17 protein-coding genes, 1 tRNA gene, 1 other RNA gene and 1 pseudogene are annotated in these 14,942 nt (G+C 42.7%); 9 read left to right on the top strand and 11 right to left on the bottom strand.

From position 1 onward, the window contains the following. Window position 1: 1 nt before the first annotated feature. A complete protein-coding gene (locus D6D85_RS12650; RefSeq protein ID WP_237558852.1) occupies window positions 2-334 on the bottom strand; it encodes a nascent polypeptide-associated complex protein in 333 nt (110 codons plus the stop codon). A gap of 81 nt (window positions 335-415) precedes the next feature. On the opposite strand from D6D85_RS12650, the gene D6D85_RS12645 reads away from it, so the two are divergent. The 3 genes and pseudogenes from D6D85_RS12645 to rpiA all read left to right on the top strand — a co-directional run. Next, on the top strand, window positions 416-967 hold the full coding sequence (locus D6D85_RS12645; protein ID WP_237558851.1) for a multiprotein bridging factor aMBF1: 552 nt from the start codon (window positions 416-418) through the stop codon (window positions 965-967). Next, window positions 945-2,096, top strand: a complete 1,152-nt coding sequence (locus D6D85_RS12640; RefSeq protein WP_125672401.1) for a TGS domain-containing protein — start codon at window positions 945-947, stop codon at window positions 2,094-2,096. Before D6D85_RS12645 ends, D6D85_RS12640 begins: the two co-directional genes overlap by 23 nt. Next, window positions 2,089-2,751 (top strand): annotated as a pseudogene (gene rpiA / locus D6D85_RS17260) (ribose 5-phosphate isomerase A); the annotation flags it as partial. The gene D6D85_RS12640 and the pseudogene rpiA, both read left to right, overlap by 8 nt. A gap of 20 nt (window positions 2,752-2,771) precedes the next feature. Here rpiA and ffs read toward each other — a convergent pair. Then, an RNA gene (gene ffs, locus D6D85_RS12630) (signal recognition particle sRNA) lies at window positions 2,772-3,085 on the bottom strand. Window positions 3,086-3,215: 130 nt separating this feature from the next. Here ffs and D6D85_RS12625 point away from each other — a divergent pair. Further along, window positions 3,216-3,318, top strand: a tRNA-Met gene (locus tag D6D85_RS12625). A gap of 263 nt (window positions 3,319-3,581) precedes the next feature. Here D6D85_RS12625 and D6D85_RS12620 read toward each other — a convergent pair. The 5 genes from D6D85_RS12620 to D6D85_RS12600 form a co-directional block, all read right to left on the bottom strand. Further along, window positions 3,582-4,187, bottom strand: coding sequence for a LysE family translocator (locus D6D85_RS12620; RefSeq protein WP_125672400.1), 606 nt, complete (start codon window positions 4,185-4,187; stop codon window positions 3,582-3,584). Then, window positions 4,175-4,801 carry a B3/B4 domain-containing protein gene (locus D6D85_RS12615; RefSeq protein ID WP_161969869.1) on the bottom strand — a complete coding sequence of 209 codons (627 nt, stop codon included), beginning with the start codon at window positions 4,799-4,801 and terminating at the stop codon, window positions 4,175-4,177. The genes D6D85_RS12620 and D6D85_RS12615 overlap by 13 nt, the downstream gene beginning before the upstream one ends. Window positions 4,802-5,129: 328 nt before the next feature. Beyond that, the gene (locus D6D85_RS12610) at window positions 5,130-6,842 is read right to left on the bottom strand and encodes an APC family permease (protein WP_125672398.1); all 1,713 of its coding nucleotides are present in this window, start codon (window positions 6,840-6,842) and stop codon (window positions 5,130-5,132) included. A 169-nt stretch (window positions 6,843-7,011) separates the two neighbouring features. Beyond that, a complete protein-coding gene (locus tag D6D85_RS12605; RefSeq protein WP_125672397.1) occupies window positions 7,012-7,788 on the bottom strand; it encodes a tRNA (adenine-N1)-methyltransferase in 777 nt (258 codons plus the stop codon). Between the two features lie 7 nt (window positions 7,789-7,795). Continuing rightward, window positions 7,796-8,941, bottom strand: a complete 1,146-nt coding sequence (locus tag D6D85_RS12600; protein ID WP_125672396.1) for a geranylgeranyl reductase family protein — start codon at window positions 8,939-8,941, stop codon at window positions 7,796-7,798. 427 nt (window positions 8,942-9,368) lie between these two features. Here D6D85_RS12600 and D6D85_RS12595 point away from each other — a divergent pair, with 427 nt between their 5' ends. Both D6D85_RS12595 and tgtA read left to right on the top strand, forming a co-directional pair. Beyond that, window positions 9,369-9,614 carry a hypothetical protein gene (locus D6D85_RS12595; RefSeq protein WP_125672395.1) on the top strand — a complete coding sequence of 82 codons (246 nt, stop codon included), beginning with the start codon at window positions 9,369-9,371 and terminating at the stop codon, window positions 9,612-9,614. 30 nt (window positions 9,615-9,644) lie between these two features. Continuing rightward, on the top strand, window positions 9,645-11,387 hold the full coding sequence (gene tgtA / locus D6D85_RS12590; protein ID WP_125672394.1) for a tRNA guanosine(15) transglycosylase TgtA: 1,743 nt from the start codon (window positions 9,645-9,647) through the stop codon (window positions 11,385-11,387). On the opposite strand, the gene D6D85_RS12585 is transcribed toward tgtA, so the two are convergent. Next, window positions 11,384-11,920 carry a GTP-dependent dephospho-CoA kinase family protein gene (locus D6D85_RS12585; RefSeq protein WP_125672393.1) on the bottom strand — a complete coding sequence of 179 codons (537 nt, stop codon included), beginning with the start codon at window positions 11,918-11,920 and terminating at the stop codon, window positions 11,384-11,386. The genes tgtA and D6D85_RS12585 overlap by 4 nt on opposite strands. 156 nt (window positions 11,921-12,076) lie before the next feature. Here D6D85_RS12585 and D6D85_RS12580 point away from each other — a divergent pair, with 156 nt between their 5' ends. Genes D6D85_RS12580 through D6D85_RS12570 form a run of 3 tightly spaced genes read left to right on the top strand, consistent with a single transcriptional unit; the run spans window position 12,077 to window position 13,434 of the window. Beyond that, a complete protein-coding gene (locus D6D85_RS12580) occupies window positions 12,077-12,376 on the top strand; it encodes a TRAM domain-containing protein (protein ID WP_125672392.1) in 300 nt (99 codons plus the stop codon). Between the two features lie 3 nt (window positions 12,377-12,379). Next, entirely contained in the window at window positions 12,380-13,108 is a 729-nt protein-coding gene (locus D6D85_RS12575) for a helix-turn-helix domain-containing protein (protein WP_125672391.1), read from the top strand. After that, window positions 13,105-13,434, top strand: a complete 330-nt coding sequence (locus D6D85_RS12570) for a hypothetical protein (RefSeq protein ID WP_125672390.1) — start codon at window positions 13,105-13,107, stop codon at window positions 13,432-13,434. Before D6D85_RS12575 ends, D6D85_RS12570 begins: the two co-directional genes overlap by 4 nt. A 2-nt stretch (window positions 13,435-13,436) precedes the next feature. On the opposite strand, the gene D6D85_RS12565 is transcribed toward D6D85_RS12570, so the two are convergent. The 3 genes from D6D85_RS12565 to D6D85_RS12555 are packed head-to-tail and all read right to left on the bottom strand — an operon-like array spanning window position 13,437 to window position 14,728. Further along, window positions 13,437-13,787, bottom strand: coding sequence for an OapC/ArvC family zinc-ribbon domain-containing protein (locus tag D6D85_RS12565; protein WP_161969868.1), 351 nt, complete (start codon window positions 13,785-13,787; stop codon window positions 13,437-13,439). An 18-nt stretch (window positions 13,788-13,805) separates the two neighbouring features. Further along, the gene (locus D6D85_RS12560) at window positions 13,806-14,072 is read right to left on the bottom strand and encodes a hypothetical protein (RefSeq protein WP_125672388.1); all 267 of its coding nucleotides are present in this window, start codon (window positions 14,070-14,072) and stop codon (window positions 13,806-13,808) included. Further along, window positions 14,069-14,728, bottom strand: coding sequence for an Era-like GTP-binding protein (locus tag D6D85_RS12555; RefSeq protein WP_337189974.1), 660 nt, complete (start codon window positions 14,726-14,728; stop codon window positions 14,069-14,071). Before D6D85_RS12555 ends, D6D85_RS12560 begins: the two co-directional genes overlap by 4 nt. Window positions 14,729-14,942 lie beyond the last annotated feature (214 nt).

The following is a 14,942-nucleotide window of genomic DNA, read 5'->3' as shown; positions in this document are numbered from 1 at the left end:
ATCACCCTCCTTTCTGCAACAAATAGTTTATTGCCTCTGCGAGGTCCCCATTTTTATCTATTAGGGCCTTTCTAGCTTCTTCCTCACTTACTCCTGCCTGCGACGCGACAAGCTTGACATCCTCATCAGGTGGGGAGTAGCTGCTTTTAGGCAACTCTATTTCATAATTTCCTACTATCTGAAATGTTTCCTGTCCTTGAACTCTTGTTAAAATCACGCTAGGGTTTTTGAAAACATAACTTCTCCCATCTCTCAATTTTATGAGGACAGTCTCTGCGTCAATCTCCTGGAAATCTATGTTCATCCCCCTAAGAGCTTTTCTCAAATCTCTCATGCTTCTGCCATGCATAAAATGTCATGACTGAAGTTAAAAGTAAACTTTACTACTAACCTCCATTGAACATCAATGGGGAGCATGAAGAGGAAGGAGCAGATATATGTATGTGAGGTATGCGGTGGGACATTTGTAGGAACTCCTGTCACTGTGGATCTCGGCAGTTATAAGCTAACAGCTTGCCCTAGCTGTGCAAGAAGCCTTAGAGCAAGTACAAAGAGGGTAATGGAGATAAAGGAGGAGAAAACTCCCCCAAGAATCAAGGAAGAGCCTGCTAGACCTACAGTCAGGAGAAGGCAACCAGGAGAAATAGAGCTTATTGAGGGGTTTGGCCGAATTATAAAAAAGGCGAGAGAGGATCTAGGCCTGACAATAGATCAACTGGCAAAAGCATTGGGGATAAAGTCCTCTCTTCTCAGACATATAGAAGCTGAAGAGATACTTCCAAGTGCTGAAATCGTGAAAAGCTTGGAGAGGATATTAGAGATATCTATAACTGTGAGAAACCCGGCATATGCAGAGGAGCTTGAGAAGGAACATGCAGAACCTATTCATGACAGGCTCACTTTGGGTGAGATGATAAGAATAAAGGGCAAGGAGGGGGAGAAAGGTGCCAACGAATCTTCCTCCTGAAGCCCTGAAAAAGTGGGAGGAGTATTCTGAAGCTCAAAGTCCTGAAGAGAAGCTGAGAAAACTTCAAGAGTTTTACTCTCTTATGCCAAAACACAAGGGAACAGAGAAACTAGAGAAATTTGTGAAAAGAAGAATGTCAGAGCTTAGAGATGAGATAGAGAGGCAGAAGGCAGCAAAGTCAAAAAGAGGAGGTTTTGCTGTTGAGAAGAGAGGAGCTGCTCAAATGGTGCTCATAGGGTTCACAAACTCAGGAAGAAGCACTGTTCTGTCAAAGCTGACAAATGCAAATCCTCTTATATCTCCCTATCCATTTACTACTGTTGAAAAGCCTGAGGAGGGTATGATGGAGTTCAAAGGAGCACAGATACAGGTTGTAGAGGCTCCTCCTATAGTTCCAGATGGAGGTAAGCTTACAAATCTTGCTATTTCTCTATCATATAATTCAGACATACTCGGTATAGTCTTAGATGGAAGGATCAACCCAGTCGATCAATTCAATGAGATAGCTTCTATTTTGGAGAAATATAACATATCACTTAAGAAGCCTAGAGGAGTAGTGAGGGTGATCAGAAGCAAGGCAGCTCCAGGGATAATAGTGAAAAATAAGGGAAGGATACTGGATGGAAGCGAGTATGATGTGAGAAAAATTCTAGAGAATTATGGAGTAAGACAAGCATGGGTTGAGATAGAGGGAGAGGTCTCCCTTTCCGATGTTGAGGAGTCAGTTCTCTCAGAGAAGAAATACAAACCTTTTATCCTCTTTGTCACTCATGCGGATGATGAGCTTGCGAAGAAGAATGTAGAAGCCCTGAGAAAACTTGGTGTCCTAGTAATACCAGTAGACCTGAGCTCTGAAGTTGACAGGGAGTTTCTTGGGGAGTATATTTTGAAGGAGTTAAATCTGATCAGAGTGTACACAAAGTCCAAGGCTGAAAAAGGATTCTCAGAGAGAGCTCTGGTGGTGAGAAGGGGGACCACAGCAAGGGAGGTCGCTAGAATAATACACAAGGATCTTTATGAGAACTTCAGATATGCGAAAGTGTGGAGCAAAAGGCTTCCCTATAGCCCGATGAGAGTTGGCCCTGACTTTGAGCTAGAGGATGGAGATGCCATTGAGATAATTGGGTGATAACTTGAATGAGAAGGAGATTGTGGCTAGGTTTGCTCTGACATTAATAGGAGATGCTGAGGTGATAGGACTTGGATCAGGAACCACAATGATGGCATTTCTTGATGCTGTTAGATGCTGGGAGGGAAGAAAAGGGAGAATCTTTATCCCATCATCCGGGGAGATAGCGAGAAAAGCGAGGGAGATAGGCTTAAAGATCGCAGATTTAGAGGAATTTGAGTATGCAGATATAACAATAGATGGTGCCGATGAGATAGATAGGGATCTCAACCTGTTGAAGGGAGGAGGAGGATTTTTGACGAGGGAGAAGATTCTAGCAGCTTCCTCGAGAAGATATGTGATAATAGCAGATCATACAAAACTTGTTGAAAAACTCTGCTCAAGAAAACCTCTCCCAGTTGAGGTCATCAGGTTTGGCTCCTCTTCAACCTTAAGGAGGATAATGGAGAGGACTGGATGGGTTTGCAGGATAAGAGAGGCTGGATCGTCAAGATATATCACAGACAATGGGAATTACATAATCGATCTATTCCCAGATAGACCCTTGGAGAAACCCCATGAGGTGCTGAGGATGATAAAGGAGATACCCGGTGTTGTTGAAGTGGGTCTCTTTCTCTCAATGGCAGATGAGGCATATGTAGCATTTGGGGATAAGGTGAAGGGGATAAGAAGGGGCGGTGGGCCCCAGCCCGGTGGGAATGCAGTCCTGATCCATCAGGAGAAGGGCTAACCCTCACCTCCGATATCCTGCAGCATCCTCCGTCTGTGTTAGGGCTGCTCCCTTCCGGGCCTGACCCATTTCCACAGCAAAGGAGCGGTTATCGCCCCTCCGGGCGATCCTCTCCCCACCGGGGATCCGCAGGGTCGAAGGATCATCAGCTCACCCCACCCTATAGGATCAGGAATGCAATCCGCCCGAGCTGGTTATCCGGCCCCAGCATTAGCCTTCTGGTACAGGGAGCGGCTACCTCCCCGGCCCTACCCCACCGCCCACTTCTTTCTGGAAGCCTGATTATATAAACCTAGTTCTTTAGATAGTTGTAGATCTAATATATATTAATGAATCTACACTACAATAGTGCATATGCTTTTATTTCTCTGCTGGCTCTGTAAAAAAAGGCCGGGGTAGCTCAGCCTGGTGAGAGCGCCGGACTCATAATCTCTGCATAGGAGGGCTCGATGAGATATCCGGAGGTCGCGGGTTCGAAGCCCGCCCCCGGCACTATTTTTGTCATGGGAAATTCATCCTTGGCAGCGAACCCTGCAGAAAGCTTCGATAAAAGGAACCTATTGCAGTCCAGTTCCATCTGATAATGAATCATGATATATTCTCGCTTTTAAAGAGGGCTTGATGGCAACGTAAATCGATGAAGCCCTAAAAACAGAAATTTCTGGGCTTTTGCTAAGAGAGAAGCGTCGACATCGTCAAAAAGCCAGATTAGATAGAGAAGATGAAAATAAAAATTTCATGCGGTTGCATAATATTTAGAGATACTTGATGATAAAGAGTAGCAAGAAGTAAGCAGAGAATGCGAGCAATATTGATGTTGATACAAGCTTTATGATGAATGTAGCAAGTCTGCTGTTATAATCACATCCAGTTTCTATCATCTTGGGAAATAGCGAAATCCAGATCATGCCACTTAGTGCTAATCCAGCCATCCACGGTATCCCGAACATCGAGATTGATGCTAGGCCAGCTGTCAACCACCACGTAATCTGAACGGGGTTTACTACTCCTATAGTCAATCCCTTCAAAAACAGAGGAAATGATCCGGAAATTGGCTTGCCCTCTGTCTTATCATGCTCCCCTCCCTTATAGGCATCAAATGCTAGGTATGCAAAGATCACTGCGGATGCTAAATAGAAGTAACACAGGAATCCCTCTATTTTCGACCTTAGCATCTCATAAAGCATGATAGTGGCTCCCATAAGGACAAAGTCGGAGATAGCATTTCCAATTCCAAAAATAAAAGCTCTTTTCCAACCTTTAAGGGCTAAATTGGCAAGATAAGCATTGAAAGGACCCGGAGATGCGATTGATGATAAGCCCAAGACAAATCCCACAAAAAGATTCTCTACAACTCCCATGGGCCATCACCAACCTCCGCTATAAAGGTGCTAGTGGATCCTCTGCAGAACCTCTTTATCAACTTGCTGAGCTCCTCTAGGGCCTCCTCAAGCTTGTCCTCCTTGGACAGAGACTCCATCATAAGCACAACGTCCCTAGTGTGTGCCTCTATTTTTGTCAGCTCGCTATCCTTGTAGTTCAGGAATCTCGTGAGCACCTTTTTCTCATCAGAATATACTATCTCTCCTGGCCTAGTCAGCTCCTTCTCAGTGGAGCCGAGTGGAATGAACTCCTCATTCCCGCTGGATGTCCTGAGGTGGATATTCCCCTCTATCTTCGCTAGGTCATATCCGCCGACAGGTATCAGATATCTCAGTTCAACAACTAGGTAGCTGTCAACCAATGTATTTATGGTGGGAATGGGCTTACCTTTAGCCACACGATTGAACATGGCTACAAGAGTGGGGACATGCTTCTTCGAGCTAACTCCCATCCTCCTGTAGGCATCCATCCACAAGTTTATGGCTTGCGGCAGCTCACATCTCTCCTTCAGAGAGATTATATGCGCTTCAACTTCTTTCTTCAGATTCTCCAGCTCTTGGCACTCATGCTCAATAGAGAGCCCTTCACCCACCAAAACTCCCACTCTTAATTCCGGAAATATGCGTGTAATTTCCTCAGAAATGAGGAATTTATGCCCGGGGAAAGCCATTTTTCTCACTCTTCCAAAACTTAAGAGTCAAGTACTCCTCCATAATATCTCTTTTAGAGGTATCTCGTTATCTTTACTCCTTCTGTTTAAAACCACAAGCTTTCTATATGTGCGCATAAACTCATTTTAGTTGCTAAGAATATCTTTATAAAATTAATGTGATATTCATGGTTATCTGTAGCAAAAATAATCAGGAACTTCAGGGTTGAGGCAAATAATTGAAAAAAAATATATAAAAAAGAGGAGGAAATCAGGCTGGAGGCAGTTCTGTGTAGATCGTCCTGATGTCTACACCGCGCTTCTCGTTATATGCTAGGAATGCTACGTACACAGCTGAGCCCACTCCGAGGAATATGCTTATCAGGAGCATTCCAATAACTTGGACTTGCGTGGCTGATATCAGGAAGAAGAGGAAGTTGGCGGCCCATCCCCATATCCCTATTATGGTGAGAACAGGTACTCCTGCTATGCTCCAGGTGATAGGAGACTTTTCATATAGATCTCTCCTTGTATAAGGTAGAACAGCTCCTGCAAGACAACCGAGCATTCCGGTAAACATAGCCAGGTTGGATGAGACTCCCGCCACAGCCCAATCACTTCCGAAGTATGGTAATAGTAGGAATATAAGTCCAAATATCAATGTTAAGGTGATCGCCCAGTATGGGGAGTGGAATCTAGAGTCAACAGCAGCGAACATCTCTGGGAAGAACCTGTCAAATGCCCACGCGAATACTATTCTAGTGGCCACTAAGAAGAAAGCAGGGAGATCCTTCAGAAGTACTATCCCAACAAAGGTTCCGTTAATCACCTGTAGCCACTCCAGTCCTCTAGGAACGAGAGGTATAGTGAAGGAAGTTACTGCACTCGGGGGAAGCAGATATGAGGCATCTGGAACGCCTATAAGCTTTGCAACCTCCTTGGCGCCAAGAGTACTCATTAGATAATTATAAAGGACGGTAAAGTAGACCCTGTTTGCAGGAATATTATTCTTAGCTAGGTAATCCATGGCTCCTGGGATCTTTGCCAGCACCTCCTGAGGAACTACATATGCTGAATAGGCAATTAATGGTAACCCAACATAATAAAGCATTATTATCACAGTTCCCAATGTTTGGGCTACGAAAAGAGATTTTACTGGGGTTTTTAGCTCTCCTCCAACATAAACTGCTGCTGTTATCCCAAGATATGCGAATACAGCCCCAGATGTAGTGCTCATTGTATCTGCTATACTAAATGGAGCCAAAGGAAGCTTTCCCTTTGCCATTCCTATCTCAAACGCCTTATTTACTATCTTTTCATAGGCACCGGGGCCATAGAGACTGTCCCATCCTTTAACGGCTCCCATTGGAGCTAATCCCCAGGCTCCTAGGATTATCAAGTTGGTCAGGCATCCTATAACAGCTATTACGCCTAGTATGTTTATTACCCAGCCGTAAACCCTCATGCCAAGGTATGCTATAATCCCGAATATGAAAGCAAATGCAAATCCCAGAACTAAGTGACCCTGTAGCGTTACCATCCACTTGGCCATTCCTAGGAGAGAGTTATTATGAAGGGCTATTCCAGCAGCGGTGATAGCACCAGCAAAGAAGTCAACAGACATCCACGATAGGAGCCCATAACTTACTGCTTCTTTTACCCAAAAAGCCCAGGAGGCAATAAAGCCCATAGCTGGATTCAGACCTCTTGAGATGAATATGTAATCTCCTCCAGTCCTTGGCATCATTGCTCCCATCAATGTGTAGATTAAAGCAGTGGGTAGGGCTAGAAGGATGCCTGTTATCAAAAATGCCAATGGAATATCAGCTCCAGGGGCAGTATATATGCCAATTACAGCCATTTTATGTATTCCTCCTCCTACCACATGGGAGAACACTATCATGAATGCTGTGAAAGGTCCAACGGTCCTAACAAGACCAGAGGCCCTCCTAACGAATAGTGTAGGCGCCTCCTCCGTTCCCACACATATCACCTCTGCATTCGTCGATTTCACAATCCCTCTTCGACGAGGGATGCTCAATTCAGCAAGGTTTATTATTTAATCCTTGCTGAAATAGGGTTTTAATTAAGTGACTTTGATAACAAAAATAGTATAATCATAGCTAATTAGCTTAACTCTGTCTAAAACTACTTCATTCCTGTTCCAGAAGTCTCCTTCCCGATATTATAAAGCCAGTATGCCCTATCATTCTGGTAGAAGGTCTAGTTCTTTCCTCATCTGATTCTATTCCCCTTATAAGGATCTCATTCACCTCCACAAGTCCAAAACCTGTCTTTCTCATTTGAACAACTGTTTTCTTCACTTGCTCAAATGAGGGAACAAATACGATTACTGGCGATCCCGGCTTTATCGCTTTTTTAACAATTTCAGTGACATCCCATGGCTCCGGCAGATCCAGAAATGCAGCATCAAGATCCTTTTCATCAACTCCCTCTTTTATATCCTTAAGTCTAAGCTCCACATTCCCTAGAGAAAATCTCTCAATGTTTCTCTTCGCCACTTCATAGAATCTCTCATCTTTCTCATAACTGTAAACTTTGCCCTCTGGACCTACAGCCCTTGAAAGAGCTATTGTCATGGATCCCGATCCTGTTCCTGCTTCCAGTACCTTGGCCCCAGGCATTATCCCAGCTTTTATTATCATAAAACCGGCATCCTTGGGGTATATTATCTGAGTTGCTCTGGAGAGCTTTTCCATCACATCATACGTTGTCGGTCTAAGAAGCAGGACTCTGGCCCCTGTGTTCGTTTTGGTGACAGAACCGAACTCCTTTCCTATAATATCATCGAAATTTATATATCCCTTATGTGTATGAAAGCTCTCTCCCTGTTTCACCCTGACCAGAAATCTCTTCTCTCTCCTTCCCTCAACCACGAGGAGAATGTAATCCCCGCTTTCTATCGGCATAATACCACTACGATGTAAGAAGTTTATGGGCTATCTTAACTGCTAGTATTGGGTGTCCCAAAAGCTTTTGCACTGTTTTCCTGATGTTTATTCCATTGGCCAAGTTTAGCACGTCCTCAGCTGTGAGTATGTCTGCAAGCTGATTGAACTCATCATCTGTGACTTTCTCAAAAACTCTCATCGCTCTTAAACTATCATTTATCCTCCTTATCCATGGATCGTACTTTGAGAAGAAGTCTTTGAAGCTCTCTTTGCTCACTTGATCTGCTAGGGATGCCTCAGCAGCAATCTCTCCTGCCACTTTTCCTGCAGATATTGATGAGTGTATGCCAGCTCCTGTGAACGGTATAACAGTACCTGCTGCATCCCCGACTAGAATAACCCCATCTGCCATTATCTCCTTCGCTAAACCACCTATTGGAACAGCTGCACCTCCAGCCCCCAATATCTTAGCTCCGCTGAAGTACTCTGGATGATCTTTAATGAACTTATCCAGATAAAGCTTCGGGCTCCCTGGTCTAACCCCTATGCCTACATTGAATATCCTATCTGATTTCGGGAATATCCATGCATATCCACCGGGCGCAATGTTGTTTCCTAAGAAGATATGTCCTGAATGGAAATCTATCTTCACTCCAGTCATCTTATACTGGTATGTTGGTATTAGCTCTGTCTTGTTGTTGATTCCACAGGACTTGGCGACAACGGAGTTGTATCCATCCGCTCCTATGACAACCTTAGCCTCATATATCGATCTAACTGTTTTAACTCCGGAAATTTTTCCATCTTTGAAGTACACTGACTCCACAGGCTCGCCTACTATAAGATCTGAGCCTGCTTCAACGGCCTTTCTTGCAAGTTCAAGCAGAAAGAGATCCTTGTTTATAGCATACCCGGTCTGTCCTATCTCTACATATTTTCCGTTTGGTGCATAAACTCTCATATTCAACTCATTTGATACTATGCCAGGTTCAGGCTCTATTCCAGCTGTCCTAAAAGTCTCCTTGCTCACTCCCTCTCCACATGGTTTCCATGCCTTTATCTCAGGTTTTGCCTCTATAAGAAGAGTTTTTGCACCTTTTTCAGCAGAAGATTTCGCTGCAGCAGCACCAGCTGGCCCACTCCCGACTACTATTACATCCCATCTCTCCATGAAACTCCCCTTTTCTACCTTTCTCGGGTTCTATAAATCTGTTGCGGAAGAAACTTCCAGATAAGTTTGTATATTCGAAAAGTAGAGCTTATCTCCTATGTTAACTAAAATTAGAATATTCAGTAAGATATTCTACTAAAACCATAATCATGAAATATTTCAAGCTGAATAGATGGGGCTTCGACTTCCAAACGGACTCTTAGCCAGTATTAAGGCTTGTAAATCTATTATCTTAGCAGAAAAAGCTCATTCAAACTATTATCAATATCAAGAGAAGCTCCTGCACGGTCTTGCTAATTATTTTAAATGTTGAGGAGAACTTATTCGTCAATCGCAGACAAGGAAACTGTCAAATGCTAATCTTTATTAAGCCAAGAGCTCCTATAAACTTGTGGGGGGAGCTGAGGAGACCTGAGAGGGGGGAAGGGTGCCTGTATTGAGAACTCTGTTAGGTGCGCACTTTAGGATTCTAAAAAGGCTGGAAAAAGCGGGAGAGGACGGGGTTGTTGCATCTGAACTTATTCCAAGCAGGGAGGCAAGAGAACTGGTTTTGGGGATGCTTTCAAGCGATGGCTTAATAAAGAGAAGAAAGAAGTTCAGGGGAGAAAGAGTTTTCATAACGAAGAAGGGGCTAATTCTTCTAAAGTCGATGGGAGAGGAAATAGTCTCATGACCCCCTATTTTTTATTAATGAGGTAAGTTGATGCCCGACCTAAAGGTGAAGAGAAGGGATGCCTCAGCCAGAATTGCCGAGCTAAGCACGAAGAGCGGGAAGCTCCTGTTGCCCAATTTCTTTCCTGTGTTCAACCCGAATAAGCCTGTTGTAACTCCCGAAGAAATGAAGAGAATAGGGGTTGAGGCAATAATAACGAATTCATATATAATTTATAAAAACGAGAAATTAAGAGAGGATGCCCTAAGGCGCGGAATTCATTCAGCAATAGGCTTTGATGGCATAATAATGACGGATTCAGGTGCTTATCAGCTCTACAGGTATGGTGATGTTGAGATAAGCAATAAAGAGATACTGAGATTTCAGCATGCTATAGGAACTGATATAGGAACCATACTGGATGTGCCTATGTCATCCGATATGAGCAGGGAGGAAGCTGAGAGAGGAGTTAATATAACAATAGAACATGCTATGGAATGGAAATCTCTATCAAATGAACTTAGGGGGACTCTATGGTTAGGCACGCCGCAGGGTGGCCCTTATGATGATTTAGTACGCGAATCTGCAAAAAGAATTTCTGAACTTGGGTTTGATTACTACGGTGTCGGATCGATAAAAGTGGCGCTTGAAGAATATAACTTCACTATGCAGGCAGATTTGCTGATGAAAGTGAGAATGTTCCTTCAACCAAATAAGCCGGTTCACTTCTGGGGCATAGGCCTTCCATCCAGCTTCTCTCTTTTCGTTGCGCTGGGAGCAGATACTTTTGACTCCGCATCATATGCTCTCTATGCGGCCGAGGGAAGATACATGACTCCTGAGAGGACAATACCTTTAGAAGAGCTGGAGGAGCTTCCCTGTAGCTGTCCTGTATGCTCGAAGTATTCCGCTAAGGAGATAAAGGAGATGGAGAGAAGGGAAAGAGAGAGGTTAATCTCGATTCACAACCTATATGTAAGCGTTCAAGAGATGAAAAAGATAAGGACAGCTATAAGAGAGGGATGGCTGTGGAATTTAGTTCAGGAGAGAACTAGAGCACATCCAAAACTACTAAAAGCACTTATTCACATCTTATGGAGATATAGAGATGAGCTTGAGGAAAGAGAGCCCGTCACAAAAAGAAGTGCAATATTCTACAGCGGACCTGAAACTCTGATGAGACCTGAAGTTATTCGTGCAAGAAGGATTGTGAGAAAACTTGAAGCAAAGAGATTCTTCAGGACATCGATATACGGCGATGTTCCTCTGGGGCTCAAGTATACCTTTCCGTTCGGTCAAACAGTGTCAATGGACGAGGATGTGAAGGACGAGCCATCGGATGAGGAGATGATCCTAAGCATATTGTCATACCAGTTTGGGGTTGAAGCAACAAGAGCATTCAGGAACTTGAAAGTGAGGAGATCTAGAAGAACCGGAATGCCTAGAGATGTCTATAGCGATGATATCAGGATTGGATTCATAAGGCCGCATGATGGCTTCTTTATTCCCTCTATAGAAGGAGCTAAGCTGCTTATTAAGGTACTTCCTTGGCCAATGTGCAGAGTTGTGGTAAAGAAGGAGCATGAAGATGAGGTGGCGAGGGGAACAACTGTTTTCTCCAACTTTGTCGAGGAGTTGGATCCAAATATAAGGCCCCATAGTGAGGTCATAGTTGTGAACAAGCTGGATGAAGTCTTGGCAACCGGAAAAACAATTCTCTCAGCATCCGAGGTTAGATATTTTGAGAGACATCCGTTTGTGATAATAAGACACCATTCTCTACACAGAAACTAAACTACTTCAAAGAGCTCATAAAGAAGCTTTATAGCTTCATCCTTCACATCATCTGTCACTAGGACATGAACTATTCCCTCCTTAGGCTGGCCATAAAGAACATATGATCCTTCTGGGGCCATAATTACAGCAGGGAAACCGAGAAGATCCTCCTCTCCTTCCACTAATACAGCAGTTCTTATGCCTCTAGAGGCTATTATTATCGCATCTCTAACGGATGCCCAAGCATCCTTGGATATAGTTCCTCTCTCATTTCTCGTTCTTAGAAGCAGAAATCCTGAGATATTCTCAGGAGGTCCTATGAAATTCCTCTCTTCCATCATATCAAATATGCATACATTAGGTATAAAACCTGCTGAAATAGCAGACTTCAGAACTCTATCCCCTACTGTTATGATGAATTTAGAGGATATCTCCCCCAATATAGATTGAGATAATTTTCCTCTTGCTTTTCTGAGTTCATCTGCTTTCTCTATTCTCAGTTTTATATCGGATGAAAGCTCATAAATTCCAGCCCTTCCGGAGAAAATCATATGATGCCGGAACTTAACAAAATAAAAAGTTGATCAATAATAAATTCTAGCATAAACTTTAATCCCCCTCCTGGCTTAAACAAATATAAAAGATATCTATTAGTTTATTTAAATAGACAGTAAAGTTAATAAGGATTGGGTTTTAAGAAAGTTTAGATGCCTAGGAAGAATCCGAAGAATGAGGACGTCTTTTCCAGTTGGAGAGGAAATCTTGGAAGGAAAGCTACTGGCCTTGTGTATGGAACTCCCTTTAATAAAGAGGAAAAACAGATAGTACAGCCAGGAGACGAAATAGAAGTTCTAGTGACCTCAGTAACTAGAAGAGGTGAGGGAGTAGGAAATTATATGGGAATGAAAGTTATAGTGAATGGAGCTGCTGATCCCGGTGAAACAGTGAGAGCAAGGGTGCTTAAAATAAAGGATAACAGGATAGTAGCCAATATAATAAGGGAATAGGCAATGGAGGATTTTCTTGATAAATTAGAGCTTAAAAAAACTGAGAAAAAGATATTTATGGCTTTAATCTCCTCAGAGAAGCCGTTAAGCATAGCAGAGATAGTTAAGATATCAGGTATTCCAGTCACAACAACATATAAAGTGACGAAGCGTCTAGTTGACAGGGGCTTTGTAAAAGCTGTTGGAGGAAGGCCTGTAAGGTATGCAGCAAGGTATCCAATCGAGATCATCTCGATGGAAATTCAGGAGAAAATGGATGATATCGTGAGAATTTGGTCGATTTTCTCAGAAATATCTAATAATCCACTATTAATAGATATGATGAGGGACTATCTCCCGGATATAATGAAGATAGGCGGAAAATCCGTGCCTGTTGTGCTGGAATGGATACTATCAAGGAAATCAGACCTCAGAGTATTAATTCCAACATCTATCTCATTCCAATACAAAAATATGGTGGAGAGGATAGAAAAAGGAAGCAGTGCTCTAGTTCTAGTGGATCTGGACAGTAAGTTAGCTGAGGAGCTTGAGGAGAAAGAAAATCTTAGGGTTAGAAAGGTTAGAAATAAATTTATATTCGGATTATGCAATGGAAAAGAAGCTGTTTTAGGGATAGAAGGAAGCAGGCCTAGTTATATATACGTAAAGAATGAGCTTTCTAGGCTTTTTGATCCTTTATTTGAGTCTTTCTTGAGGAAATCTATTTCTGCAAAAATCGGGGGATCGACTTGAAGGTGCTAATCGTGGCTCTAATTTTAGCTTTATCCCTCCTAGTCTTCATTTTGCTATATTCCCATATAGAGCAGAAAAGCAATTTCTTCATAAAAGAGGTATATGATAACAAAATTTTATTAAAAAATAATGGAACAAATGTAGTAGATATAAAAATGCTGATCATAAGATGCAATGGGGAAGTGATGAGCGTAATAGAGCCCAATTTATACTTGAAACCAGATGAAAGCATTAAGGTAGAGATTAACCTTTCCTCCATTAAGGGTTGCGAGGTTACTTTCATATCCAGCGATGGTGCTTGGGTGTCCTCTCTTATAAAAGGTTGAATTTATTTTTCTCCTTTTAATTTCTCAGGATTTATTCTGAAGAAGAGGGAATATTCGCCATCCTCCTCCTCAGCTATGCTGACATCTTCTTTCATGACCTTATCAAGGTCGATCTCCCATGTCCCCTCCTCTTGTAATCTCATAGCGGGTCCTATGAAAGTCTTATTGGTCTTTTCAGTTTCTTTTATCTTAAATTTCTTTTTATCTCTTTTCTTTTTCTCTACAGACCAAAATGCAATGTATTCCAGCTTATTACTTCCACAAGAGGGGCAGGTCTCCATTATCTCCGATGGATCCATTAATATCTTGGAAAAGCGGCATTCAGGACACCTAACCATAACCTTGAAGACCAAGATAACCACCATCTTATTTCACAAACTTAACTCCATCCTTCTAGAGGTCTTTCTCATTTTAATAGAACCTCTTCTCCACATGACGACAGGACCATCAGGACCTATGGAATCCATCTCTATATCAGCTGTTCCATCAGGTCCAACTCTGCTCATTACTACCTCTATAAGCTTGGCATGGAGGTCTGGTTCTACTCTGCCCATTATGACTATATTCCTCTTATCAGCCATCTCAATAGCCTCATTGAGATCTTTCTCTATCAACTTTCCAAGAATGATAAGCCTCATCTCTTGGCCACCTCATATATCTTTTCATAAAGTAACTCTATGTTCTCTCCTGTAAGAGCAGAGATGGGGACCACTATCTCCTCAGGAAATGATTTTATCACCGACTCAGGCCTAGAGTAAGGAAGATCTATCTTATTTGCCACAACTATGTAGGGTATCCCTCTAAACTTCAGATTTCCTGCTATTACAAAATTCACCTGAGAAGTTGGATCCTTTGTAGAATCCACCACTAAGAGGGCTATGTCTACCCTATCTAGGGATTTTATAGCCTCGATAACACCAAGGGCAGCTTCCCTAGCTCTCTCTATTGCTTCCTCCTTTTTCATTCCATATCTAAGAAATGTCCTATAACTGACCTTTGTGGCTATACCAGGGGTATCTATTATGTCCATGAGAAGCCTACCTCCACCAGGAACTCTTATCTCGACATTCTCCACGTATTGTATCTTTCTAGTCTCATGGGGTATTCTGCTAACCGATCCAACGCTTACTCCAGCAAAATCTCTGGATATCTTATTGGCTAGTGTCGTCTTTCCGGAATTAACGGGTCCATATATTCCAAGGACAACCTTTTTCTTCTTGGAGAATATGGAGAAAAGCCTCCTTATTATACTAGAGATTCCCCCTCTTCGGACTTCAACGCTCTTCATTGTCATCGACAAATAATTTTTCATGATAAATAAAAAGTAAGAGAGCCAGATGTAATACCAAGATATTACCTTACAGAAACTCGGCAAGAAAGCCTACGGTTTTAACCGTGGGATGAATTGCCGATAAGCTTAAATACAAGCCCATGATAGTTGTGTTGAGCGTGTCGCTCGGATGTGGCTCGGATGTCCAAAGGCTGGAATAAGGCTCCGGGCTGAAAAG

This window comes from Candidatus Methanodesulfokora washburnensis (assembly GCF_003947435.1).
In the GTDB taxonomy this organism is placed as follows: domain Archaea; phylum Korarchaeota; class Korarchaeia; order Korarchaeales; family Korarchaeaceae; genus Methanodesulfokora; species Methanodesulfokora washburnensis.
Note: the sequence above shows the minus strand (reverse complement) of the source record. Positions and strands in the feature narration are given on the sequence as shown.